The organism is Aquimarina intermedia (assembly GCF_008124785.1).
Lineage (GTDB): Bacteria > Bacteroidota > Bacteroidia > Flavobacteriales > Flavobacteriaceae > Aquimarina > Aquimarina intermedia.
In genome coordinates, this window is record NZ_VNHU01000002.1 from 284,058 (window position 1) to 309,694 (window position 25,637).

Genomic DNA, 25,637 nt, shown 5'->3' on the forward strand with positions numbered 1-25,637 from the left:
TTTAACCTGTCTATTTCAATTTCTTTTTGACAGCTACTTCTTGATAAGCTTCTACCACATCACCTTCTTTAATATCATTGTAGTTCTTAATTTGTATACCACAATCATATCCTTTACTTACCTCTTTCACATCATCTTTAAATCGCTTTAACGATGCCAACTCTCCAGTATAGACAACTACACCTTCGCGAATTAGGCGGATTCCAGAGTTTCTAAAAATCTTACCGCTTTGAACCATACAACCTGCAATCGTTCCCACTTTAGAAATTTTAAAGGTCTCACGAATCTCTGCCGTACCTGTAATCTCTTCTTTCATTACCGGCGATAACATACCTTCCATAGCGTCCTTAAGATCATTAATCGCATCATAAATGATAGAATACATTCTGATATCGATTTCTTCTTTATCTGCTAACATTCTAGCATTACCTGCTGGTCGAACATTAAATCCGATTATAATTGCATCCGAAGCTGATGCTAATAATACATCACTCTCGGTGATGGCACCAACTGCCTTATGAATAATATTTACATGTATCTCCTCGGTAGATAATTTCTGGAATGAATCGGTCAATGCCTCAACAGAACCATCCACATCTCCTTTAAGAATAATATTTAATTCTTTGAAATCACCTAAAGCGATACGACGTCCAATCTCATCCAATGTAATATGACGTTGCGTACGTACAGATTGTTCTCTATGTAATTGCGCTCGTTTTGCCGCAATATCTTTGGCTTCTCTTTCATCTTCAAGGACACTAAACTTATCCCCTGCCTGCGGCGCCCCATCGAGTCCTAATATAGAAACTGGTGTAGACGGCCCAGCTTCCTTCACGTTTTTACCACGCTCATCCTGCATTGCCTTTACCTTACCACTATTACGACCCGCCAGTACGTAATCTCCAATTTTCAACGTTCCGTTTTGAACTAAAATTGTCGACACATAACCACGTCCTTTATCCAAGAAAGCTTCCACCACAGTACCTGCCGCCATACGGTCAGGATTCGCTTTTAATTCTAAAATCTCTGCTTCAAGCAATACTTTTTCCAGTAACTCTTTAACACCAAGACCCGTTTTTGCAGATATATCATGGGATTGAATCTTACCTCCCCAGTCTTCTACCAATAAATTCATAGAAGCTAACTTCTCCTTTATCTTATCCGGATTAGAGGTTTGCTTATCAACCTTATTGATTGCAAACACTATAGGAACTCCAGCAGCCTGCGCATGACTAATTGCCTCTTTTGTTTGTGGCATCACATCGTCATCTGCTGCAATTACAATAATAGCAATATCTGTTACCTGAGCACCACGAGCACGCATCGCTGTAAATGCTTCGTGACCCGGTGTATCTAAGAATGCCATTTTCTGACCGTTCTCAAGTTGCACTCCATAGGCACCAATATGCTGCGTTATACCACCGCTCTCACCAGCAATAACATTCTCTTTACGAATATAATCCAACAAGGATGTTTTACCATGATCCACATGTCCCATTACAGTAACTATAGGTGCACGTGTTTGTAAATCCTCCGGAGCATCTATAACCTCTTCAATTGATTCCTCAATATCCGATGTAACAAAATCAACCTCATAACCAAATTCATCTGCAACGATAGATAATGTTTCGGCATCCAGACGCTGATTCATGGTTACCATGATACCCAACGACATACAGGCAGAAATCACCTTTGTAGTTGACACATCCATCATCGTAGCCACTTCAGACACAGTAACAAATTCAGTTACCTTAAGAACTTTATTCTCCTGTTCTTGCTGCGCTACATCATCCTCCACTTTTTGACGGTGTTGATCACGTTTATCACGACGATATTTAGCTGCTTTAGATTTTGAGGTTTTACCTTGAAGTTTTTCAAGGGTTTCTCTAACCTGCTTTTGAACTTCTTCTTCGCTAGGCTCTTCTTTAACAATCGGAGTACGTTTCCCTTTTACAGGACCGCGACCTCTTGCAGGACCTCTGTTAGGACCTCCTCCTCTATTACCAGGTCCAGAACCACTGCCTGTACCTTGCTTACTTATACGACGACGACGTTTCTTAGGATCTCCCGAAGTCTTATCAGTCTTATCATCCTTCTTCTTAACAGGCTTTTTAAACTGAGAAAGATCAATCTTTTGACCTGTGAAATTAGGGCCGTCTAATTTTTTATACTTGGTTTCTACCAACTCAGATTCTGAAGAAGCTGTTTCTTCAGACTCTTCCTCCGCTTTTGCTTTTGGAGCTTCAGGACCCTTTTCAGCTTTTTTCTTTTCCAAATCAATAGGAGCTTGCTTTGTAATCTTAAGACCTTTTTTGACAGGCCTATTAGATACAACCTCAGGTTCAGAAACTTTCTTTTCCTCTTTCACTGGTTCAGATTTCTTCTCAACAACCGGAGCCTCTTTTTTACTCTCCTCTTTTTGAGCAGATTCCTCAACTTTTTCGGACTGATCGGAGGCATCTTCTTTCTTTTCAAGTTCAATTTTACCGACTTGCTTAGGTCCGCTTAACTGAGCTTTGGCTTTTATTACTTCTCGGGCTTCTGCTTGCTTACGCTTTTCCTCCTGCTCATTTTCAATCTGTACACGCAGCGCTTCCTTCTCTTTCTTCTTTTCTTCACCAACCTCTTTAGAAGCGACCTTTTTACTCTTATCGGTTTGAAACTCATCAAATAAGAGCTGATAGATCTCTGAAGAAATTTTTGTGGTAGGACGCGAGTCTATCTCATGACCTTTTGAATTCAAAAAGTCAACGGCCCGATCTAGCGAGATATTGAATTCGCGTAATACCTTATTTAATCTCATTGTTTTTGCTTCAGCCATAAATGCCTTTTATTTTATGCTCAAATATAATTTAATTGTATTTATTAATCTTCGAATTCTGATTTTAATATTCTAAGAACTTCGTTTACAGTTTCTTCTTCAAGATCTGTACGTTTAACCAAGTCGGCTGCGTCTTGCTCAAGGATACTCTTTGCTGTATCCAAACCAATTTTGGCAAATTCCTCAATTATCCAAGAATCAATTTCATCAGTAAATTCTGTTAATTCTACATCTTCTTCAACACCTTCTCTAAATACGTCTATTTCATAACCCGTTAGCTGTCCTGCTAATCTAATATTATGTCCACCTCTACCAATTGCTTTAGACACCTCTTCTGGTCGAAGCATCGCTTGTGCTCTATTGTTTTCTTCATCAATTTTGATGGAAGTAACTTTTGCCGGACTTAACGCACGGGTAATATATAATTGTACATTATTCGTATAGTTAATAACGTCAATGTTTTCATTTCCTAATTCACGTACTATTCCGTGAATACGAGAACCTTTCATCCCAACACATGCTCCAACAGGATCAATTCGATCATCATAAGAGTCCACAGCAACTTTGGCTTTTTCACCCGGAATACGTACAACCTTTTTAACTGTAATCAAACCGTCAAAAACTTCAGGAATTTCAGATTCAAAAAGTTTTTCAAGAAACAATGGAGATGTTCTGGACATTATAATTGCAGGTTTATTACCCTTCAATTCTACCGACTCAATTACACCACGCACATTTTCTCCTTTACGAAAGAAATCTGAAGGAATTTGTTTTTCCTTCGGAAGGATGATTTCATTTCCTTCGTCATCTAATAATATAATGGCTCTATGACGAATATGGTGCACTTCTGCTGTATATATATCGCCTTCTAAATCCTTAAATTGTTTGTAGATATTGGTATTGTCATGCTCATGAATTTTAGAAATAAGATTCTGACGTAGCGCTAATATAGAACGTCTTCCTAAATCTATAAGCTTTACTTCTTCAGAAACATCTTCACCAACCTCAAAATCAGGTTCAATTTTTCTTGCAGCAGTAATAGATATTTCTTGATTATCATCTTCTACCTCACCATCAGCAACAACAACACGGTTTCTCCAGATCTCCATATCTCCCTTATCTGGATTAATAATAATATCGAAGTTATCATCGCTTCCAAATTTTTTCTTCAAAGCGTTGCGAAACACATCTTCTAGGATCGCCATCAGGGTCACACGATCTATTAATTTATCATCCTTAAATTCTGAAAATGACTCTATTAATGCGATATTTTCCATATCAATTATATTATTAAAATGTTATCATAACTTTAGCGTTCTTAATCTCGTCGAATGCAACACGCTGCTCTTTTACAACAGTCACCTTACCTTTACCTACAGGCTTAGGTTCTCTTGCTTTCCATGTCAACGTTATTGACTCATCATCTGTTGCAATCATTTTACCTTCTATTGTATCCTTTTCGGTAACAACTTTTACGGCTCTACCAACATTTTTTGGATATTGTCGTCGGTGCACGAGTCCTTCACTCACCCCAGCTGACATAACCTGTAAGGAAAAATCCTCTTCTTCACGGTCAAGATTATGCTCAATAGCTCTACTTACTTCAATACAATCTTCTACTGTAACCCCCTCATCGCCATCAATGACTATTCCGATTTGATTATCAGCATTAATTTCACAACTAATCAAAAACAACTGCTCATTTTGTTGCAGTGCTTCTTCTAATAAGCTATTTACTTTCTCTTTTAACGACATACATAGATAAAAAGAGGGGACTTTTCGTCCCCTCAATTTGGTTTTTTAATTTCAACGCTGCAAAGATAGTAATAATATCTTAGATACAAAATCTAGTTGATAATCAATTTATTTGTAAATTTAAGTAATCATATAGCGCCCCCAAAACGCCAGACTAATTATCTCACATTATGCAATAGCATCTTATGTATTCTCTTTGCTGGTGTAATGTGTAAATTTTATTTATTAATCTTTTAAATACTATTATTATGATAAGAAGTATACTGGTTCCCACTGATTTTTCTACGCAAGCTGAAAGCGCTTTACGAGTTGCTGCGCAAATTGCAAAAAAAACAAATGCAAAAATTTACCTACTTCATATTTTGGAACTACCGCTGCATTTGACAGATTTGATGTCAACAGGTAATCCTGCACCAGCTCCCGAAGCGGTTTTCTTTATGAAACGCGCACATCAAAAGTTTGAGGAGATTATGGAGCAACCCTATCTAGAGGGTCTAGAAGTTATCGAAACAGTTAGTTTTGAAGGCATTCTAGATGGTATCATTGACGCAAGTGATAAAAATGAGGTTGACATCATTGTCATGGGCTCTCACGGATCCTCAGGATTTGAAGAATTGTTTATAGGCTCCAACGCCGAAAAAGTAGTAAGAACTTCAAAAAAGCCGGTACTAGTCATCAAAGAGGATTGCAATATATTTGAAGTCAATGACTTTGTGTACGCAACTAATTTTGATGACGAGGATAAAAAAAATCTAGTGGCTGCCAGTAAATTTGCTAAACAAATAGGCGCAAAACTTCATTATGTCTGGATCAATACCGCCAACGGCTTTAAGACAACTTATGAGATTGAAGAGAAAATGAACAACTTAATTAAAGGGTTAGCTATAGAAAACTACAGTTTGAATATTTACAATGATGACTCGGTAGAAAAAGGTATTTTACATTTTGCAGCGTCCATGAAAGCCGGACTTATTGGCATCAGTACGCATGGCAGAAAAGGAATTTCTCATTTTATCAATGGTAGTTTAAGTGAGGATGTCGTAAATCACGCTAAGCGTCCTGTTCTTACGTACCAAATATAAAATTCATTTTCACCCAAACAATTCAGCAAAGGTTTATTACACATAGAACATTTGCTGAATTTTCTTATTTTATAACATTTTATTGGCAAATTGACAGAAAACGGGTTAAAATGATCCTAATTTTGTGCTGGTTATAATTTTTTTAACAACACTCTCTTCTAAATTTATAGTATTAAAAGCTACAAATATGAAGGACAACCACACAAACCAGATTCTTAGCGAAATGAGAAAATTGATCTCATCCAGCCTAAACATGCCGCTAAAAGAAAAAGAAACTTTACAAGCTGTACATATTAGTGTATTAAAAATGTATTTCAATGCTAAAGAAGTAATCTACAATCCTGAGACCTCCGAAATACAGTTACAAATAAATGATCCTGAATCTAACGATATTTTTGTAAAGCTGTCCTGCGAAAATCTAGAAGAACTCCTATACTCCTGCCTATTAGATGACGCTAAAAGCATCTATTTTTATCGTAACATGATTTCTTATTGCAACATGAAATACTCTGCGTAATAGCAAATCAAGCAGTGACGGATTGCTATAAAACCTAATAAAGACAGACCCCATATAAACAAAAAAAAGAGTAACTAAAACAGTTACTCTTTTTTGTTGGTCTACTAGGGCTCGAACCTAGACTCTTCTGGACCAAAACCAGACGTGTTGCCAGTTACACCATAGACCAATACCTCATTGCGGGTGCAAATTTAAGACATTCTTTTTCCTCTGCAAACATTTTTTTAAAAAAAATTGAAAAATTTTATAGAAATCAATAAATCCTCCTAAAATCAAAATAATGGTGATTGGTTAATCGTTAAGAAAAAAATTAAGGTGTGACTATTTTTATTACTAAATTCGCCTTTTTGTTACTAATCTATTTGACTGTATGAATTCTTTTAACTTTGCTAAATGGAATAAAATTTTAGGGTGGTTGGTTTTTGTTATCTCTCTATGCACCTATTGGATGACAGTAGAACCCACCGCAAGCTTCTGGGATGCAGGAGAATACATAGCAACATCATCAAAGCTTCAAGTGGGTCATCCTCCCGGAGCACCATTATTCCAAATGATTGGGGCGTTTGCGTCCATTTTTGCTTCAGATCCAACACAAATAGCCTTAATGGTAAACCTCACGTCAGCATTTGCCAGTGCTTTTGCCATACTTTTTATGTTTTGGTCTATCACCTTATTATTGCGTAAACTAATTGTAATCGAAGAGAAGTTTACTACAAGTAAGGGAATGGCAGTCTTGGGCAGTGCATTTGTGGGTTCACTGACCTTCTCTTTTACAGATAGCTTTTGGTTTAACGCGGTCGAAGCCGAAGTGTATGCCATGGCAACCTGTATTCTCTCTTTACTATTCTATCTCGGATTATTATGGGAACGTGACATCCACAAGCCCAGAGGTAATAAATGGCTTATTCTAATTTGTTTTATCGTAGGACTTTCATTTGGAGTGCATTTTATGGGACTACTCTCTATACCTGCCATAGGTCTTCTTTATTACTTCAAAAACTATAAAGAGGTAACTATTAAAAGTTTTGTTATAGCGAATATTGTAGTTGTTGCAATCCTGCTATTCATTTTTAAATTATTACTCCCATCAACACTCAAATTTTTTGGTGCGGCCGAAGTGTTTTTTGTAAACTCTATGGGAATGCCGTTTAACTCGGGTACCATTATTGCCGGATTACTAATCATAGCTGCATTCTATTTTGGTCTTAAATACACTCGAAAAAAGGCATATACTCAAATCAATACCTTACTATTATGTATCCTCTTTATTTTGATTGGATTCTCAAGTTGGATCATGCTCCCAATTCGAGCTAATGCTGGTACTGTAATCAATGAAAATAACCCAAATAACGCCAGAGAGTTGTTGGCATATTACAATCTGGAACAATATCCGGAAACCCATTTGTTTTACGGACCTCAATTTACCGAAATTTACGGTCAGCTTGATGAGAATCAACCTTACGTGGATGACAAGCCAAAATATGAAAAGGACGAGAAATCCGGGAAGTATGTAATTGTAAATGACTGGAAAAATGCCAAACAAAACATTGATGATGCTCACAAGGCCTTTTTACCGCGTATGTGGAGTACCGAGCATATCAAAAACTATATGGAATTCACCGGACCCATTAAATTTACTATTAAACCGGAATATCAGAACGAACAAGAATTATTAAGTGCTGTCACACAGTTTAGAAGAGAATACGCACGCGGTAAGCTGGATAATGACGACTACGATAAATTTTTAAGATCTTTCGGATCCTATATTAATGTCCAAAAACCTTCGTTTGCTGATAATGTACGTTACCTCTTTGAGTATCAAATCGGGTACATGTACTGGCGATATTTTATGTGGAATTTTGTTGGAAGACAGGATGATGTACAGGGTGAATATACTGACCTGCATGGTAATTGGCTAAGCGGTATTAAATTTATTGATGAAGCCCGATTAGGGTCGCAGGATAATTTGCCTAGTGATGCGCTTAAGAATAAAGCGCGTAATACCTATTATTTTTTACCACTCCTTTTGGGTATACTTGGCTTTGTTTTCCAATTGAAAAGAGATAAAAAGAATTTTTGGGTACTGTTTATTTTCTTTTTATTTACCGGACTCGCTCTAAAGATTTACCTCAACGAACGTCCATTCGAACCCAGAGAGCGTGACTACGCACTAGTAGGTTCCTTCTATGTATTCGCTATTTGGATAGGTTTTGGGGTATACGCATTGTTCGACCTGCTTAAAGGTTACCTCAAACCAAAAATTTTGGCACCGATCGTAACCATGGTATGTTTGCTTGCGGTGCCCGTAGTACTAGCCGCCCAAAACTGGGACGATCACGATCGTTCTAATCGTTATACAGCACAGTCTATGGCCAAAATGTACTTGCAATCCTGTCAAGAGGATGCCATTTTATTCACCATTGGTGATAATGATACGTTTGCTCTATGGTATGCTCAAGAAATTGAAGGGTATCGTACTGATGTAAGAACAGTTAACACCAGCCTTTTTGCAACCGATTGGTATATCGATCAGATGAAGCGTGCTGCATATGACAGTAAGCCGATACCATCACAGCTAACTCATGATTTTTACAAATGGGGTAATAATGATGCTATTTACTATAAGCAGGTAACTACAGACACCATGCTTATTAAGAACTGGATTCGCTGGATAGAAACCGACGATCCAAGAACCAAAGGAGATTTACAGAGTGGAAAGAAAGTTAATACCTTCCCTACAAAACATATACGCATACCTGTAGATAAAGAAGCGGTTTTAAGCAATGGTATTGTAGCTGCAGAAGATGCGGATCTTATTGTTCCTTATATTGACATTCATCTTAAAGGTGATTTACTTTTCAAAAACCGCCTTTTAATGTTAGATATCATCGCAAACAATAATTGGGAACGTCCAATTTACTTCACCGGCGGTAGCTTTGGAGATGATGATTATTTATGGATGAAGGAATATTTGCAACTGGATGGAGTAACTTACAAACTTGTTCCGATTCGAACTAAAATAAATCCGCGTAATCCATACGAAATGGGTCGTATTGATAGTGAATTGATGTATAACAATGTGAAAAGCTGGGATTGGGGTAATAGTAATGATCCCAACATCTATCACGATCCTGAAACGCGACGTAACTCAATTACCTATCGCAGTAACTTGGCTCGCTTGGTAGAACAACTTATAAAAGAGGATAAGCTTGACAAGGCTAAAGAAATCCTAGATTTAGGAATGGAAAAAATGCCTATTGAATATTACGAGTTTTACACCTTGCTCGAACCGTATGTTACCGGTTATTACCAAGTGGGAGAAACAGAAAAAGCCAGAGCGCTTTGGAATAAAATAGCAAAGAAATATCAAGAACAACTCAATTACTTTGGAAGTTTAACCCTTGAAAAGCAATATGAATATGCCGAAGAGATTGTGTTGAATGTAGAACGTTACAGAAGCGTAGTTGATTTACTTCTTATGAATCAGGATAAGCAATTGATCGAAGAGAAAGCGCGTGAATTTAATGAGTACTTAAAGTTGTTTTCAAGATTATATTCGAGCGAAGATCAGTATAGTGATGAGCAACATTTGGATCTAGAGAAACAAGAACAAGACTTGTTACGAGAAAACACCAATGCCGAAGAAGCTTTAGACTCTCTTGACAGTATAAGGTAAAACTAACAAAGCCGGTGTTTTCTTAAAATATCGGCTTTTTATTGAAACATCGGTGCATTTAATCCCCTCTAAAATACCGGAATTCCTTCAGTCATTATTTCCAAATTATTGTGTGTTGAACAAACCTGTCGAAGGAAAAAAAGAAATATTTTTAACCTTTGATGATGGTCCTGTTCCGATCGTAACCGAATTTGTTCTTACTCAATTAAAAGCCTATAATGCAAAAGCAACTTTCTTTTGTGTCGGTGACAATATCAAAAAGAACCCTGACGTCTTTAAAAAAATTTTAAGCGCAGAACATACAGTGGGTAATCACACCATGAACCACATGAAAGCCTGGTCTTGCAATCATAGTGCTTATATACAAAATGTGAACGCTTGCGCACAGGTTATTGAACAACATTCTTTCAACACAAAGGCGCAAACACTTTTCAGACCGCCATATGGTCAAATTAGTCCTGCTAAATTGAAGAAGCTACATGAGATGGGATATAAAATTATACTTTGGGATGTGTTATCAAAGGATTACAACTCAAAAGTTACACCAGAACAATGTGTGTCTAATGTAGTGCAGAATGTTCAGAATGGCAGTATCGTAGTTTTTCATGATAGTTTAAAAGCGTTCACGAACTTACAATATGCTTTACCAAGAGTTCTTGACTTATTAAGCAAACAAGGCTATAGTCTTAGATCACTTACCCATGCAAATAGTTAAAGAAATTCTTTCATCAAGCCTATTAGTGTATTAGCATCCTGCTCCCCACTTTGACGCCAAACCATCTCCCCGTCTTTGTAGATCATTAGGGTCGGTAATCCTTTTACGCGCAAGGCGGTTGCCAATTCCTGATTCTTGTCAACATCTATCTTAATAACCTTTCCTTTATCCCCCAACGCAGCAGCAACATCACGTAATACCGGATGCATTGCAGTGGATGGTTCATTCCATTCTGTATAGAAATCCAATAACACAGGAATTTCCATACCAATTAAATCTCCGAACTTTGACATCTTCAAAAACTTTGTGTTCAACACTTGATCCCTTTGATCTTTACACTATGGTAAATATACTATTTTCTTAGCAACTAAACAGGCTTAGCACCCTTACGCAATTCGATTACGGTAACTTCTGGCCAGATGCCAACTCTCCCGGGAAAAGCATGATAACCAAACCCACGATTTACATTTAGATAACGTCCGGTTTCCGAATATATTCCCGCCCATTGCTTATAAACATATTGTACCGGACTCCATTTGATCCATCCGGGGATCTCAATACCAAACTGGAATCCATGTGTATGTCCACTTAACGTTAGATGATAATGGTCGGTATGGTTTTTAACTTCATACTCCCAGTGAGAGGGATCATGACTCATTAAAATCTTAAAGTCATCACTTTTAATAGTTTTTGAAGCCACATCCAGATCACCAGCCTTTTTAAAATTATGTCCCCAATTCTCTACCCCTACCAACGCTATACGACTCCCATCTTTTTCAATATACGTACTATCATTGAGCAACAATTTAAAGTCAATTTTTTTATGCACATCTTTTATTGCTTCAAAATTAGCTCGTTTATCAGCTTCATTATCCCAAGTCACATATTCGCCATAGTCATGATTGCCCAACACCGAATACTTCCCATAAGTCGGCGTTTTTAATTTTTTAAAAGTCGGGATCCACGCATCCATTTCGGCTGCGACCGTATTTACAATATCTCCGGTAAAAAGTAATAAATCTGATTCTTGCGCATTTATCAGGTCCACCGCATATTCGATTTTGTTTGAATCATCAAAGCTACCGGAGTGAATATCCGAAATCTGAGTTACTTTGAATCCATCAAAAGATTCTGGTAAGTCTTCAAAAAACAGCGTATGCTTAATCACCTGAAAATTATATTTTCCTTTCCAAATACCATGAAGCAGACCTGCAAACGGAATCGCGGCAATACCTAATGCTATCTGACTCACGAATTTACGACGATCGGGAAGATACTGCGTTGCCTGACCTTCAAAAAAGGTATTAGTTAAATACGTATATCCTGCTACACATACCCTGATAATATCTTCTCCAAACATAAAAAGTACCATGATCAATTTGGGTACTAGTGTCAACAACAATAGACCACTGGCACGCAATGTGTATTTTGTAGGACCTACGCTACGATCATAATTTGCAAAAATATAGATAGCATACGCGACAATTATAACAGAAATAGCAAGGTATAGGATTTGTATCCAGTAATTTCTTGTTATGGTTTTGATTGCCTGATAGGCATAAATTTCAATGAGTAAATATAAGCTGATAAGAATGAGCCAACGCATAAGGTATATTTCGATTTAGAAGAACAAAACTATCTTTACAATTTCAATTCACTTCACAATTAAGGGAATATTAACGTGTTCAAAAACATTTTTAAAAAAAAATTATATTCTTACGACTATTTTCTATTCGAATCTCCAAAAAATAATTGCATAGCATTATAATAAATTTGTACCTTCGTTTAACACTACTTAAGATCGATACCGATTATAATATTTAAAGTAATTGATAACATTGTTATCAATTTTATTTTGGGGCGAAATGCCGTCATTTTTGACGGCATTTCTTTTATTTATCCACTAGGGAACCCATTATAATTTTTCTTCTTTTTATATTGCATCTCTAAAATTAAGCTTACACTATCATGTCACAAAAACGCCTTTTCCTTCTGGATGCTTACGCTTTAATATTTCGTGGGTACTATGCCTTAATAAAAAACCCACGTATCAATTCAAAAGGACAAGATACCTCCGCCGTTATGGGATTTGTCAATTCTTTATTCGATGTAATTAAAAGAGAACAACCGGATCATCTTGCTGTTGCTTTTGATAAAGAAGGCAGTAAAGATCGTGTGGAGATGTTTCCCGATTATAAAGCGAATCGTGACGAGACACCAGAAGCTATTCGTATCGCAGTTCCAATAATTCAGCAGATTTTAAAAGCCATGCATATCCCTATTATTGAGCGTGCAGGGATTGAAGCTGATGATTTGATCGGAACTATTGCAAAACAAGCAGAAAAGGAAGGCTATAAAACCTACATGGTTACTCCTGATAAAGATTACGCACAATTAGTCTCTGAAAACATTTTTATGTACCGTCCCGCACGTATGGGTAATGGTATTGAGATTTGGGGTATCCCCGAAGTCCAGAAGAAATTTGAAGTTGAGCGACCAGATCAAGTAATCGACTATCTGGGGATGATGGGAGATGCTGTAGATAATATTCCGGGATTACCAGGAGTAGGTGACAAAACGGCAAAAAAATTTATTGCTCAGTTTGGCTCCATGGAAAATCTGCTTGCTAATACCGATCAGCTAAAAGGAAAAATGAAGGAAAAAGTAGAAGCTAATGCTGAGCTTGGGCTACTTTCGAAAAAACTGGCTACTATAATCATTGATTGTGATGTCACTTTCAACGAACATGATTACGAACTCTCTGAGCCGGATACAGATAAAGTACAAGAAATTTTTGAAGAGTTGGAGTTTAGACGTCTAACCGATCAATTCATAAAAATATTCTCTGGTGAAGCAGGAGCCTCCACACAGGTGAGCGGTACAGCTACGGCAAAAAAACAAGCTAAGGAAGCAGGAGCAGGACAATTTTCACTTTTCGGAGATACTGCAGCCCCTACAACCGAGATTGAAACTTATTCTAGCAGAAAAACGATCGAGAATACTCCTCATTTTTATCAAAGTGTAGCTCCTGGAATGGCCATAAATCTGTTTGTAAAAAATCTTTTGAAGCAAACGCAAGTGTGTTTTGATACTGAGACTACCGGACTTAATCCGTTGACCGCAGAATTAGTTGGTATTGCCTTTTCCTGGGAATCTGGCAAAGGTTTTTATATCCCTTTCCCCGAAGATCGACAAGAAGCACAAAAATTAATCGAAATACTACGTCCCTTTTTTGAATCAGAGGACATTGTGAAAATCGGTCAAAATTTAAAGTACGATATTAAAGTATTACACAAATATGACATTCAGGTACACGGTCAACTTTTTGATACGATGCTTGCACATTACCTCATCAATCCCGACATGCGCCATAATATGGATGTGTTATCTGAAGCATACCTTAATTACACCCCGGTATCCATCACGGATCTTATTGGTAAAAAAGGAAAGAATCAGCGCTCGTTTAGATCGGTTCCCGTAGAGAAGCAAACTGAGTATGCAGTTGAAGATGCAGACATCACTTTTCAGCTCAAGGAGCATTTTGCACCTGAGCTAGAAGAAGCCAAAACCTTATCATTGTTCAACGATATTGAAATTCCTCTCTTACGCGTACTTGCATCAATGGAGATTGAAGGTATTAATCTTGACGAAGAATTTTTAAACAGTCTTTCTCAAGAACTGGACAACGATATTAAGTTGCTAGAAGAAAGTATCTATAAAAAAGCCGGAGAAGAATTTAATATTGCTTCGCCTAAACAACTTGGAATTGTATTATTTGAAAAGCTGAAGCTTGTAGATAAGCCGAAAAAGACCAAAACAGGTCAATACTCAACTGCCGAGGATGTATTATCATACTTAGCAAAAGATCACGATATCATTCAGAATATTTTGGAGTATCGTGGCCTTAGTAAATTAAAAAGTACCTATGTAGATGCCTTACCTACTCAGGTAGACCCTACCACCAAGCACGTACATACAGATTATATGCAAACCGTAGCTGCCACCGGTCGTCTAAGTTCGAACAATCCGAATCTACAGAATATTCCCATTCGAACAGAACGCGGGAGACAAGTGCGAAAAGCTTTTATACCACACAATGAAGAGTATAATTTACTCGCAGCAGATTATTCACAGATTGAATTGCGTATCATTGCTGCATTGAGTGAAGAAACCACGATGATCGATGCTTTTAAGAATGGAGAGGATATTCATGCGTCAACCGCTGCCAAAGTATTCAACGTGCCGCTGGAAGAAGTAACCAGAGAGCAGCGAAGTAATGCTAAAACTGTGAATTTTGGAATTATCTACGGAGTTTCAGCTTTCGGATTAAGCAATCAAACCGATTTATCGCGTAGTGAAGCCAAAGAGTTGATCGACACGTATTACAAAACTTATCCAAAACTACGCAACTACATGAGTGAACAAGTAGATTTTGCCAGAGAAAATGGATACGTACAAACAGTTTTGGGCAGACGCCGCTACTTAAAGGACATTAACTCAAGAAATGCAGTAGTACGTGGTGCGGCAGAGCGTAATGCGGTGAACGCCCCTATACAAGGTAGCGCCGCCGACATTATCAAAATTGCTATGATTAATATATACAATAAACTATCCCAAGGCAATTTTAAAACAAAAATGCTTTTACAGGTACATGATGAATTGGTTTTTGATGTATACAAACCAGAGCTAGAAGAAATACAGACCCTTATTAAAACAGAAATGGAAAGCGCCTATACCTTATCTGTACCCTTAGATGTAGATCTGGGATTGGGTGACAATTGGTTGGAGGCACATTAGGCTTACCATATATATACTCCGATTAGAACTGTAGTTTCTCCTGTTAGTAAACCTAATATAGCTTACGAATAGGAGAAACTATATAATCCATATTATAGAGTTTAGCACAATACTCTAATACACTATAGTTGATATTTTAAAACAAATCGACTTACTCCTTCATATCATTGATTGCGTAAAAATGCATTCCTAGCATTCATAAAATTCGAGAAGACAACTTTTGTACATCCCTAAAACTGTAAATCATCAGGGGAAAAACCCCCTGTCCTCTTTTCATTTTCAAAAAAAATTGAATTTAAAAAAATAAAATTTTCGGTTCGTTAAATTTAAAAATAAACCAAAATAAATACTTGAAAAACAATGTTTTAAACTCTTATAAAACATTGTTTCGTTATTCATAAAACGTCTATTTATAACATATTCAAAAAAACTCGATACTATAAATTTTTGTCAGTTTAAGTGGTGGACATAGTTTTGACGCCATATTTAAACCTCTAATTTATTAATTTAATAAAATCAAAAATGAAAAAAAATTATTTTAAAATCTTATTAGTCTGTGCATTAAGTATAACCCTTGCCAACTGTGATGGTGAAGACGGCGCTAACGGACTAGACGGTACAAACGGTATCAATGGAGAAAATGGTGCTAATGGAGAAAATGGAGTTAACGGAGAGAATGGCGAAGGTTTTGATGACCTTGTAAAGTATGGAAATATCACTGTTAGTTTAGAAGGGAATCGACCAGATGGAGAAGCTTTCATCAAAGAAGAAGACTTTAGATTCACTGCTGTTGAAGGTTCGGATATACAAGGATTTAATTCTATTGTAAAAAACCCTTCTTCATTTAATTTCTCCGTAGTACGCTTTCTAAGTGCACCAGATGATGTTTTTCAAGAATCTTGGGCAGAAATAAATCTAACAGTTAATAATCCTGGTGAAGCAACAGAAAGCCTTGATTTGGATTTTCAATTGCTTAACTATGCTGTTATAACAGAGGATAATAAATACTTTACTATGTCTGATTTTTTCTCTGAGACAAGCACAGGTGTTACTAACTTTACCGTTAGTGATTATGCTTTCAATGAGGAGACAAATAATTTAACTCTAACGTATTCTCTGGATGTGGCTGCAGCAAATAACGACACAGGAAACGATCTTTCAATATCTGGAACGGTTGATGTAATCGTATTAGAGAGAATTTCTCCTCCTGCTCCATAATTAGAAAACATTTTTTAAATCACAAAAAAGGCAGCAAGCATATCATGCATTGCTGCCTTTTTGAAATCATTATATAGAGAACCGCTACTCTATAATATCGCTCGCATCTCCTTATAAAAATCATAATAATTTAGAAACGTAGGTACCACAGGCCCATTATAGGAGTTAGGTGCATTAAAAAGCACACACATGGCAATGTTATTAGTAAGATCAACGACCAATTGCCCTTTGTACTGATTTACATTTCCTCCGTGATACACAATCGTCCTCCCATTGTAATGTAACACCCGCCAACCTTTAGCATAAAAAGAATCACTAACCCCTTGCCATAAATTCACATAGGTATCATCTTCACTCGTACAAATTACCGGATTGAATATTTCAGCCAAACTTTCCCTACTAATGATGTCCGGTCGGTTACCCAATAAAATTTTGAGATACTCCCCCATATCGGTGATCGAGGCATTAATTCCACCGGCAGCTATAACATTATAATAATTTTGGTGCAAACTGGTCAAATAATACTTTTTTGAGTAGTGATTATAACGATGTGGCAACGCTACATTATTATGGTTTTTGATGGTGTTGTAATCCGTAGACGCATCTTGCATACCCGCCGGTGAGAAAATTCGTTCTCTTAGCAATGCATCAAACGACACATTAGTTCCGTGTTCCATTGCCTTTTCTACCACAGAAAACATAGCGTTTTGGTAAGCATAAGCCGTCCCCTCTTTCGCAACTACTCCATTTTTCCTGAAGCTTGCTATGATGTTTGGCAATGACATTCCCCGATGGATAAGTTTCGTATTTGTATACTTATATAAGCCGGTGGTATGAGACAAAGTATGACTAATAGTTAAACGCTTAGCTTGTGCTTTATCTCGTAAGGTGAACGAAGGTACTGATTTTCTTATTTTTTGATTCCACTTTAATTCTTTACGGTCTACCAAATTCCCCGCCAAAACCGAGGTCACCCCCTTAGATAGGCTCGCTATCCTAAAAACAGTATTAACATCTACAGAATCCTGCGTGCCGATCTCCTTGACGCCAAAACCTTTTTTATACACGACAGTAGAATCTTTGACAATCACGACGGCTGCTCCCGGACATTCAGAAATATTAAAGTTTGTAGTAAAAAATTTATCATAATGCTCTAAGAAGAAGTCTAAAGATTTTTTGTCCTGGTCTACTGCATTGGCAGCAGGATTTTCTTTGAATTCCGGTAGTTGTTCTTTGGAGGTGCATCCTAATAGTAAAACAATAATACCTAAGGTTGTAAAAAGCTTCATAGCAAGAAAATAAATGTCCCGCAAAATACAGCTAATAATATGGTTTTTAAAAAACTTTAACCCCTTCTTTTAAGCTAAGTTTAAGTTCCTATTATAAAGCTCTTTTAATTATAATCATAGGACATACCTTAAAGAAATCTATCACGAGAGCTACAATATGAAACGATAGGTCACTTTCAAAACAAAAGTATTTTCAGGCTTTTGACCTAAAATCTGATTATCTAAACTTTTAAACAGCTTATTACCAGCATCACCATCGCCGTTTATTCCTTGCGACCAAACCAAGAATATTTCTGAACCGGGAATATACTCCCATCGCAACACCAAATTGGATCTAAATTGTACAAAGGCAAAATCAGGATTATCAAAATCATAATCCTCTAGTCCGTCACGATTTTCATCAATACTATAATCATCATCTCTAGTACTTACTTGATCAGGGCTATATAATGTTATCCGGTCACTCAATTTTTTTGCCAAGGGATTATTTACGTAATTAAAATTTGAATAGCGTCCTCTGGAGATAAAAGGTTGTCCATAGTATTGTATGGTCAGATTAGGATTTATGGTATAGTTTATTCTAATACTGGCGCTCAGTGTATTTTGTTCAATATTTCCCGTTATATAGCGCGGAGTTTCCCCAAAATCCTCTGTAGCTACATATTGAGTCTTATCTTTATTTATTTGAAATTCGGGGTTAAAAGAAACGCTTAAGGCATCCAAGGGTTGATAATTGAGTCGCACAACAAATCGATCGTAGGTATAATCATTATGTGCAGCTCTGGATCCATCATAACCCACTGTAAAATGGAACTTTTTACGACGGTCTGAACCAAAAAATAAAAAAGCATAATTATCATCCGAGAAGCGCCATCTTGGTCCACCTCGCAATACCGTATTACCATAAATTCTGGGTTTATGTCCTAAACCTACCTCAGTCCACCAATTATTTTTATAATTAATAAATCCAAACAAACGATATTGTATGCGATTGTAATTCCCCTCAAAATCAAATGTAGCAAATTGATTGAAAGCAACCTCTGCTCTTCGATACAACTTGGTGGGCTTTAGAAACAAATACCGTAGGTTAGAAAACTGCTGAATTTCGTCTGCTTGCCGCAGAAACCCAATATCGTTCAATTCCAACTCCGGTGAACGCCAATAGAAGCCACCATCATAACGCCAGTTGCCCCCTCCCGATTTCCCTGCCGTAAGCTTACCTCCGGTTCCGGTAAGTGAAGTTCTTGAAGAATCAACCTCCACATGAGAAGCATCTGATCTTTGAAAAAGATGGGTAATAGAAGTTTGTGTTTCGGTTATTGCTTCTTTTGATCCGGTGACATGACTTGCTACGATATTACCTTCAATAAAATATTTTCGATCCTTCCAATTATGTCGAAAATCAAAACCACCGGTATACGCACTTTGACGTAAAGAAGATTCCAAAGCATTCTCACGAAGCCCCACTAATTCCATAGATTCGTCTGAGGCCGGATTATCAAGATCGATAAGCAATTGATCGCCCAAATCCCTATGCACACCTGTAAAAATCCCCCCAACATAAGTATTACGTTCGTTGAAATCTTTTTGTAATCTACCGACAAAATAATTAGTAAGTGGTTCTACTACCGCTTCTCTTCGATTGCCCAATACATCCTCAACTGTAGCTATTTCACGCGAAGTAACACTTTCCAAAACCCCAATCGACCAACCATCCTTAGTTTTACCACTAAACTTTGCTGCACCGAGGATCGTTGAATTCTTTGGAACATCTGCAAAATCATCGTCGGTGGTAGAAATATTTCCCTGAGGACTACGACCGATTCGACGAGAATAAAATAGATTATCAGCATTATTCGCAAAGCGATAGTCAAAAATATTTTTGTTCTCGACAAAAAACGGACGCTGTTCTTCAAAAAATATTTGAAATCCATCCAGGGCAATGGCCGCCGGATCAGCTTCCACTTGTCCGAAGTCCGGATTAACGGTAAGATCCAACGTCAAATCATTAGTTATACCAATTTTTGCATCGATCCCGGCGTTCAGTTTAAAATCTTCACCATCCCGAAAACTATTTCCATCCTCTGCTTCGTAGGTATCCAACTGCGTAACGCCAAACGGCTGAATTTCTAATTGTTTTTGTGGCTCAATATTAAGTAAACCATGCAACTCTCCAAATTCACTCACCCAACCCGGCGCATCTTGCGGTATACGTTGCCAAACCGAGCGCTCTTCTTTTCTAAAAAGTCTACGTGTCACCTGTAAGCCCCAGATTTGTTCTTTGCTTTTCCCAAATTTCAATTGACTTAGCGGTATTTTAATTTCTGCCCACCAGCCCTCATCATCGATGGTCGTTGCCGTATACCAAATAGGATTCCAACTCCCATCCCAATTGTTTCCATTTCTGGAAATAAATTCATCCCCCTTTACTCCCGCAGCAGTTATGGTAAATGAAAAACCGGTACGCTTATCATGATAGGTATCTAAATTAATTTCTACCCAATCTCCTTGAAACCCATCCCGACGAGACAATCGTTTTTCAATTTTATCCGCTTCGGTATCCAGACATCTAAAGCCCACATACAAATGCTTCTGATCATATACTATTTTAAACTTTGTTTGCTGACTTGGCGGCGTGTTTTCATCCGGTTCTTTTTCAATGAAATCGGCTGTCCATGGTACCAGATCCCAAGCTGCTTCATCCAGAACACCATCAATAGTAGGTGCATCTTGATCTTGGATCGAATTCGTTTGATAGATGCGTTTAACTACTTTTATAGTGTCATTAGATTGTGAGAAACCACATATAGATAAGAAAAAGAAACAGTGAATTAGCGTATTACGTAACATAATGATTTTTTGATTGATGCTATTATGTAGTAAAGACAACAAGGTCGTAAGGCTGTCACATATAACTTCAGTGTTAACAAAAAATTAACATTAGATTGAGGCAAAATTTAACGATCGTACTATTTTCTTTTATTTCAAATTAAGAGCACTGATTACCAACAACTCAACTTCTTAAAATATTATGAGACACCTATTTGCTATATAAATATATAATTGTACATTTGCACCCCTATTTTATGATAGGAATGGAATGTTTAATAAGTAAAATTAATTAGTGTGGACACATTAAGTTACAAAACAGTATCTGCAAACAAAGCAACCGTTACAAAAGAATGGTTACATGTTGATGCTGAAGGACAGACTTTAGGCCGTCTATCTTCTGTAGTTGCAAAACTATTGAGAGGAAAACACAAGCCTAGCTTCACACCACATGTTGATTGCGGCGATAACATTATCGTGACAAACGCAGAAAAAATCAACTTAACTGGTAAAAAGTGGACTGATAAATCGTATATCCGTCACACTGGCTATCCAGGTGGTCAAAGAAGTCTTACTGCTCAGGAATTGTATGACAAAAACCCAGAGCGTTTAATCGAGAAAGCGGTAAAAGGAATGCTGCCTAAAAACAAATTAGGAGCTGAATTATTCCGTAATCTTAAAGTGTATGTAGGTGCAGAACACAATCAAGATGCTCAGCAGCCTAAAACTATTAACTTAAACGAATTTAAGTAATGGAAGTTATTCACAAAATCGGTCGTAGAAAGACCGCAGTAGCTCGAGTGTATCTTAAAGAAGGTTCTGGAAAAATCACGATCAACAAAAAAGATCTTAATGATTATTTCACTACAGGTACTTTACAATACAAAGTGAATCAGCCTATCACATTGACTAGTAATGACGATAAATTTGACGTTACAGTAAATGTATATGGTGGTGGTATCACTGGTCAGGCAGAAGCTGTACGCTTAGCGCTTTCAAGAGCTATGTGCGAACTAGACGAAGAAAACAGGTTAATCCTTAAACCAGAAGGTTTATTAACGAGAGATCCAAGAATGGTTGAACGTAAGAAATTCGGTCAGAAGAAAGCTCGTAAGAAATTCCAGTTCTCTAAACGTTAATTTATTAAAAACAGTATTTGTTGTTACTTTAATGCACTATACTTTGCCGTATAGCGTGTTCCTTACAAAAGGAAAAGGTTAGTTTAGCATCTAAATGCTTGAGGCCGTACCACTTGGTAGCCACTCAAACATTGCTAATTCAACAGAACGTAAACTATTACAAAAATGGCAAACAATATCGAAGTAAAAGAATTACTTGATGCAGGTGTACATTTTGGTCACCTTACCAGAAGATGGGATCCTAACATGGCCCCATACATCTATATGGAGCGTAATGGCATCCACATCATAAACTTATATAAGACAGCTGCAAAAATCGACGAAGCAAGTGAAGCTTTGAAGAAAATAGCTGCATCCGGCAGAAAAATCCTTTTTGTCGCTACAAAAAAACAAGCAAAAGAAATCGTTGCTGAAAAAGCAAATAAAGCTAGCCAACCTTATATCACTGAAAGATGGCCTGGTGGAATGCTTACTAACTTTGTTACTATCCGTAAAGCTGTTAAAAAAATGGCCTCTATTGATAGAATGAAGAAGGACGGTACTTTTAATACGCTTTCTAAAAAAGAACGTCTTCAAGTAGATCGTTTAAGAGCTAAATTAGAAAAGAATCTTGGTTCTATTTCTGATATGACTCGTCTACCTGGAGCATTATTTGTTGTAGATATTACTCGTGAGCACATCGCAGTAAAAGAAGCTCAAAAATTAAACATTCCAATTTTCGCTATGGTGGATACCAATTCTGACCCACGTCAGGTTGATTATGTAATTCCATCTAACGATGATGCTTCTAAATCTATTGATAAGGTAATGTCTTTCGTATCTGACGCGATTGTTGAAGGTCTTAGCGAAAGAAAAGCTTCTAAAGACACTCCTAAGGATTCTCCAAAAGAAGCTTCTAAAGATGCTCCAAAAGAGGCTCCTGCAAAAGCTAAAGCTCCGGCCAAAGCTGTTGCTGAAGACGCTAAACAAGAGGAAGAATAGACCGTCGTTAATTTGAGATTTAACGATTATACGTAAAGAAGTCTTCTGATCTCTTAACGGTGTTTCAACACCTGATTTGATCACGAAAAACTAACTTTACCATAAAATTGATGAGTCGTTTAGTTCTTTACTTTTGTAGTACTGACTAAACGACTCTTTTTTTTAAATAAAACATAAAATTATAAAGATATGGCTAAGATTACCGCCGCAGAAGTAAATAAATTACGTAAGGCCACAGGTGCCGGAATGATGGATTGTAAAAAAGCTTTGGTTGAGGCTGACGGAAATTTTGATACAGCAATCGAGGTATTGAGAAAAAAAGGTCAAAAAGTTGCAGCTAATCGTGCAGACAGAGAATCTTCAGAGGGTGCTGTTATCGCAAAAGTAAACGGAGACAACACTAAAGGTGTAATCGTTTCTTTAAACTGTGAAACTGACTTTGTTGGGAAGAATGACACTTTCGTTGCACTTGCAAATGAACTTGCAGATCTAGCATTAACTGCTTCTTCAAAAGAAGATTTATTAGCAAAGGATTTTAACGGTATGTCTGTTCAAGATAAATTGACTGAGCAAACTGGTGTGATTGGTGAAAAAATAGAAATAGGTGACTTTAGAAGTCTGGAAGCTCCTTTTGTCGGATCATATATTCACGCTGGTAACAAAATCGCTGTCCTTACAGGTTTATCTCAAAGTGCTGATGGTGCAGAAACTGTTGCAAAAGACGTATCTATGCAAGCAGCAGCAATGAATCCGGTAGCATTAAACGAAGATGGTGTTGATCAGAGCGTAGTTGATAAAGAAATCGAAATTGCTAAAGATCAATTACGTCAGGAAGGAAAACCTGAAGCTATGTTAGATAATATCGCAAAAGGTAAAATCCAACGTTTCTTCAAAGATAATACCCTGGTTAATCAGGCATTTATTAAAGACAACAAACAAAGTGTAGCCGATTATGTAAAAACACTTGGTAATGACGTAACGGTTGTTGCTTTTGAGCGTGTTGCATTAGGATAGACACAAAACAATTTACGCTTCTATGAAGCATTTAAAAAGCCGCCTTGTTCTACAATGCGGCTTTTCTTCCTTTTAAAATACATCGAAAAAACATATCCCTTTTTCTTCAATAGCTCAGAGATCTCTGCCCTATTATCCCAAAAAACCAAATACTTAGCCTCAAAAACAATCATGCAGTGCTACTCATGATGTCTTCAAGAAAAAAGAAATAAATTTTTTCAACATACCTCTCTATCTCCCTCATTCTCAATTTCCCTATAGCAAATATAGTGATAAACAATACAAAAATAAGGGGAAAAAACCCCTAATTTTGTGGGAAATAACCCTATTTGCCTTACTCAAAATATTCCATGAACACCTTTGAGCGTTAAAATATTTTGATAATTGAGAATATCATTATATTTGCATCTCACTCACACTCAAAAATGAAATACAAAAGAATATTATTAAAGCTATCCGGTGAAGCTTTGATGGGAGAACGTCAATATGGCATCGATCCTAATCGCTTAGCCGAATATGCTGAAGAGATTAAGCAAATAACTGATAAAAATGTAGAGGTTGCTGTGGTAATAGGTGGCGGAAATATTTTTAGAGGTGTTGCCGGTGCAAGTAAAGGTATGGATCGCGTACAAGCTGATCATATGGGAATGTTAGCCACCGTCATTAACGGTCTGGCGCTACAAAGTGCATTAGAGGATGCAGATATTCCTACTCGCTTACAATCCGCTGTTAAAATTAACGAGGTAGCTGAGCCTTTTATCCGACGAAGAGCTATTCGTCATCTTGAAAAAGGTCGCGTGGTTATTTTTGGTGGAGGAACGGGTAATCCTTATTTTACTACAGATTCAGCAGCAGTATTGCGAGCAATTGAAATAAATGCTGACGTTATTCTAAAAGGAACTCGCGTTGATGGTATTTACACAGCTGATCCGGAAAAAGATGCCAAGGCAACAAAATTTGATTTTATTTCGTTTGATGATGTTCTGAGCAAAGGTTTGAAGGTTATGGATACTACGGCTTTTACCTTAAGCCAAGAAAACGAACTGCCGATAATTGTTTTTGATATGAACAGAAAAGGGAATCTTTTGAAAATTATTTCTGGTGAACCCATTGGAACCAAAGTCAATCTATAAATTTTAAACTCATTATCTCATTATTCAAATAAAGCATTAAAAGATGAATGAAGAAACCGACTTTATTATAGCTTCTGCCAAAGAATCAATGGAAGCTGCACTTGTACACTTAGAAAAAAAATTATTAAACATCAGAGCTGGCAAAGCATCTCCCGCTATGCTTGGTGGTGTTATGGTAGATTACTACGGATCCCCCACCCCATTAAATCAAGTAGGAAACGTATCTACTCCCGATGCCCGTACAATTACAATTCAACCATTTGAAAAATCCACTATTCCGCAAATAGAAAAAGGGATCTTGATTGCAAACCTTGGGTTTAACCCAATGAATAATGGCGAAAGTGTTATTATCAGCGTTCCACCACTTACTGAAGAACGACGCCGTGAGCTTGCTAAGCAGGCCAAAGCTGAAGCAGAAGACACAAAAATAGGTGTTCGCAACGATCGAAAACACGCAAATAATGAAATTAAAAAATTAGAGAAAGACGGGCTTTCTGAAGATTTAGCAAAAAACACAGAGGTTGATATTCAGCAACTAACTGACAATTATATCAAAAAGATAGATGACATGCTCATGGTTAAAGAAAAAGAGATCATGACGGTATAAATATTAAAAGAATCATAATCCAACCCAAACCCCTATTTCACATAGGGGTTTTTTGTATATTGAC

19 protein-coding genes and 1 tRNA gene are annotated in these 25,637 nt (G+C 37.1%); 12 read left to right on the plus strand and 8 right to left on the minus strand.

Annotated elements, in window-relative coordinates; translation table 11 throughout:
- Nucleotides 1–10: 10 nt before the first annotated feature.
- From infB to rimP, 3 genes are read right to left on the minus strand one after another with little or no spacing between them, the layout of a single operon-like run.
- The gene (gene infB / locus BD809_RS03915; RefSeq protein WP_148781640.1) at nt 11–2,821 is read right to left on the minus strand and encodes a translation initiation factor IF-2; all 2,811 of its coding nucleotides are present in this window, start codon (nt 2,819–2,821) and stop codon (nt 11–13) included.
- Between the two features lie 44 nt (nt 2,822–2,865).
- On the minus strand, nt 2,866–4,098 hold the full coding sequence (gene nusA, locus BD809_RS03920) for a transcription termination factor NusA (protein ID WP_148781641.1): 1,233 nt from the start codon (nt 4,096–4,098) through the stop codon (nt 2,866–2,868).
- 13 nt (nt 4,099–4,111) lie between these two features.
- Nucleotides 4,112–4,576 carry a ribosome assembly cofactor RimP gene (gene rimP, locus BD809_RS03925; RefSeq protein ID WP_148781642.1) on the minus strand — a complete coding sequence of 155 codons (465 nt, stop codon included), beginning with the start codon at nt 4,574–4,576 and terminating at the stop codon, nt 4,112–4,114.
- Between the two features lie 248 nt (nt 4,577–4,824).
- On the opposite strand from rimP, the gene BD809_RS03930 reads away from it, so the two are divergent.
- The gene (locus tag BD809_RS03930) at nt 4,825–5,658 is read left to right on the plus strand and encodes a universal stress protein (protein ID WP_317130849.1); all 834 of its coding nucleotides are present in this window, start codon (nt 4,825–4,827) and stop codon (nt 5,656–5,658) included.
- 187 nt (nt 5,659–5,845) lie between these two features.
- Nucleotides 5,846–6,175, plus strand: a complete 330-nt coding sequence (locus BD809_RS03935) for a hypothetical protein (protein WP_148781643.1) — start codon at nt 5,846–5,848, stop codon at nt 6,173–6,175.
- Between the two features lie 96 nt (nt 6,176–6,271).
- Here BD809_RS03935 and BD809_RS03940 read toward each other — a convergent pair.
- Nucleotides 6,272–6,344 (minus strand) — tRNA-Gln (locus tag BD809_RS03940).
- Between the two features lie 201 nt (nt 6,345–6,545).
- On the opposite strand from BD809_RS03940, the gene BD809_RS03945 reads away from it, so the two are divergent.
- Together BD809_RS03945 and BD809_RS03950 are read left to right on the plus strand one after the other, a co-directional pair.
- On the plus strand, nt 6,546–9,851 hold the full coding sequence (locus BD809_RS03945) for a glycosyltransferase family 117 protein (protein ID WP_148781644.1): 3,306 nt from the start codon (nt 6,546–6,548) through the stop codon (nt 9,849–9,851).
- Nucleotides 9,852–9,963: 112 nt separating this feature from the next.
- On the plus strand, nt 9,964–10,566 hold the full coding sequence (locus BD809_RS03950; protein WP_246131421.1) for a polysaccharide deacetylase family protein: 603 nt from the start codon (nt 9,964–9,966) through the stop codon (nt 10,564–10,566).
- On the opposite strand, the gene BD809_RS03955 is transcribed toward BD809_RS03950, so the two are convergent.
- Nucleotides 10,563–10,859 (minus strand): thioredoxin family protein, encoded by a 297-nt coding sequence (locus BD809_RS03955; protein ID WP_148781646.1) that lies wholly within the window; start codon nt 10,857–10,859, stop codon nt 10,563–10,565. The two genes, BD809_RS03950 and BD809_RS03955, sit on opposite strands and share 4 nt — an antisense overlap.
- 74 nt (nt 10,860–10,933) lie before the next feature.
- On the minus strand, nt 10,934–12,172 hold the full coding sequence (locus BD809_RS03960) for a metallophosphoesterase (RefSeq protein WP_148781647.1): 1,239 nt from the start codon (nt 12,170–12,172) through the stop codon (nt 10,934–10,936).
- A gap of 359 nt (nt 12,173–12,531) precedes the next feature.
- On the opposite strand from BD809_RS03960, the gene polA reads away from it, so the two are divergent.
- Both polA and BD809_RS03970 read left to right on the plus strand, forming a co-directional pair.
- Nucleotides 12,532–15,363, plus strand: coding sequence for a DNA polymerase I (gene polA / locus BD809_RS03965; RefSeq protein ID WP_148781648.1), 2,832 nt, complete (start codon nt 12,532–12,534; stop codon nt 15,361–15,363).
- Between the two features lie 522 nt (nt 15,364–15,885).
- Nucleotides 15,886–16,581 (plus strand): collagen-like protein, encoded by a 696-nt coding sequence (locus BD809_RS03970; RefSeq protein ID WP_148781649.1) that lies wholly within the window; start codon nt 15,886–15,888, stop codon nt 16,579–16,581.
- A gap of 89 nt (nt 16,582–16,670) precedes the next feature.
- Here BD809_RS03970 and BD809_RS03975 read toward each other — a convergent pair whose 3' ends face one another.
- Both BD809_RS03975 and BD809_RS03980 read right to left on the minus strand, forming a co-directional pair.
- Nucleotides 16,671–17,870, minus strand: coding sequence for a serine hydrolase domain-containing protein (locus tag BD809_RS03975; RefSeq protein WP_148781650.1), 1,200 nt, complete (start codon nt 17,868–17,870; stop codon nt 16,671–16,673).
- A gap of 150 nt (nt 17,871–18,020) precedes the next feature.
- Nucleotides 18,021–20,720, minus strand: coding sequence for a DUF5916 domain-containing protein (locus BD809_RS03980; protein WP_148781651.1), 2,700 nt, complete (start codon nt 20,718–20,720; stop codon nt 18,021–18,023).
- Nucleotides 20,721–20,996: 276 nt separating this feature from the next.
- Here BD809_RS03980 and rplM point away from each other — a divergent pair, with 276 nt between their 5' ends.
- From rplM to frr, 6 genes are all read left to right on the plus strand, one after another.
- Nucleotides 20,997–21,452, plus strand: coding sequence for a 50S ribosomal protein L13 (gene rplM / locus BD809_RS03985; protein WP_148781652.1), 456 nt, complete (start codon nt 20,997–20,999; stop codon nt 21,450–21,452).
- Complete coding sequence (gene rpsI, locus BD809_RS03990; protein WP_148781653.1) at nt 21,452–21,838, plus strand: 30S ribosomal protein S9; 387 nt, start codon at nt 21,452–21,454, stop codon at nt 21,836–21,838. The genes rplM and rpsI overlap by 1 nt, the downstream gene beginning before the upstream one ends.
- Nucleotides 21,839–22,003: 165 nt before the next feature.
- A complete protein-coding gene (gene rpsB / locus BD809_RS03995; protein WP_148781654.1) occupies nt 22,004–22,819 on the plus strand; it encodes a 30S ribosomal protein S2 in 816 nt (271 codons plus the stop codon).
- A gap of 189 nt (nt 22,820–23,008) precedes the next feature.
- On the plus strand, nt 23,009–23,833 hold the full coding sequence (gene tsf, locus BD809_RS04000; protein WP_148781655.1) for a translation elongation factor Ts: 825 nt from the start codon (nt 23,009–23,011) through the stop codon (nt 23,831–23,833).
- A gap of 425 nt (nt 23,834–24,258) precedes the next feature.
- Nucleotides 24,259–24,966, plus strand: coding sequence for a UMP kinase (gene pyrH / locus BD809_RS04005; RefSeq protein WP_148781656.1), 708 nt, complete (start codon nt 24,259–24,261; stop codon nt 24,964–24,966).
- Nucleotides 24,967–25,009: 43 nt separating this feature from the next.
- Entirely contained in the window at nt 25,010–25,573 is a 564-nt protein-coding gene (frr, locus tag BD809_RS04010; protein WP_148781657.1) for a ribosome recycling factor, read from the plus strand.
- Nucleotides 25,574–25,637 lie beyond the last annotated feature (64 nt).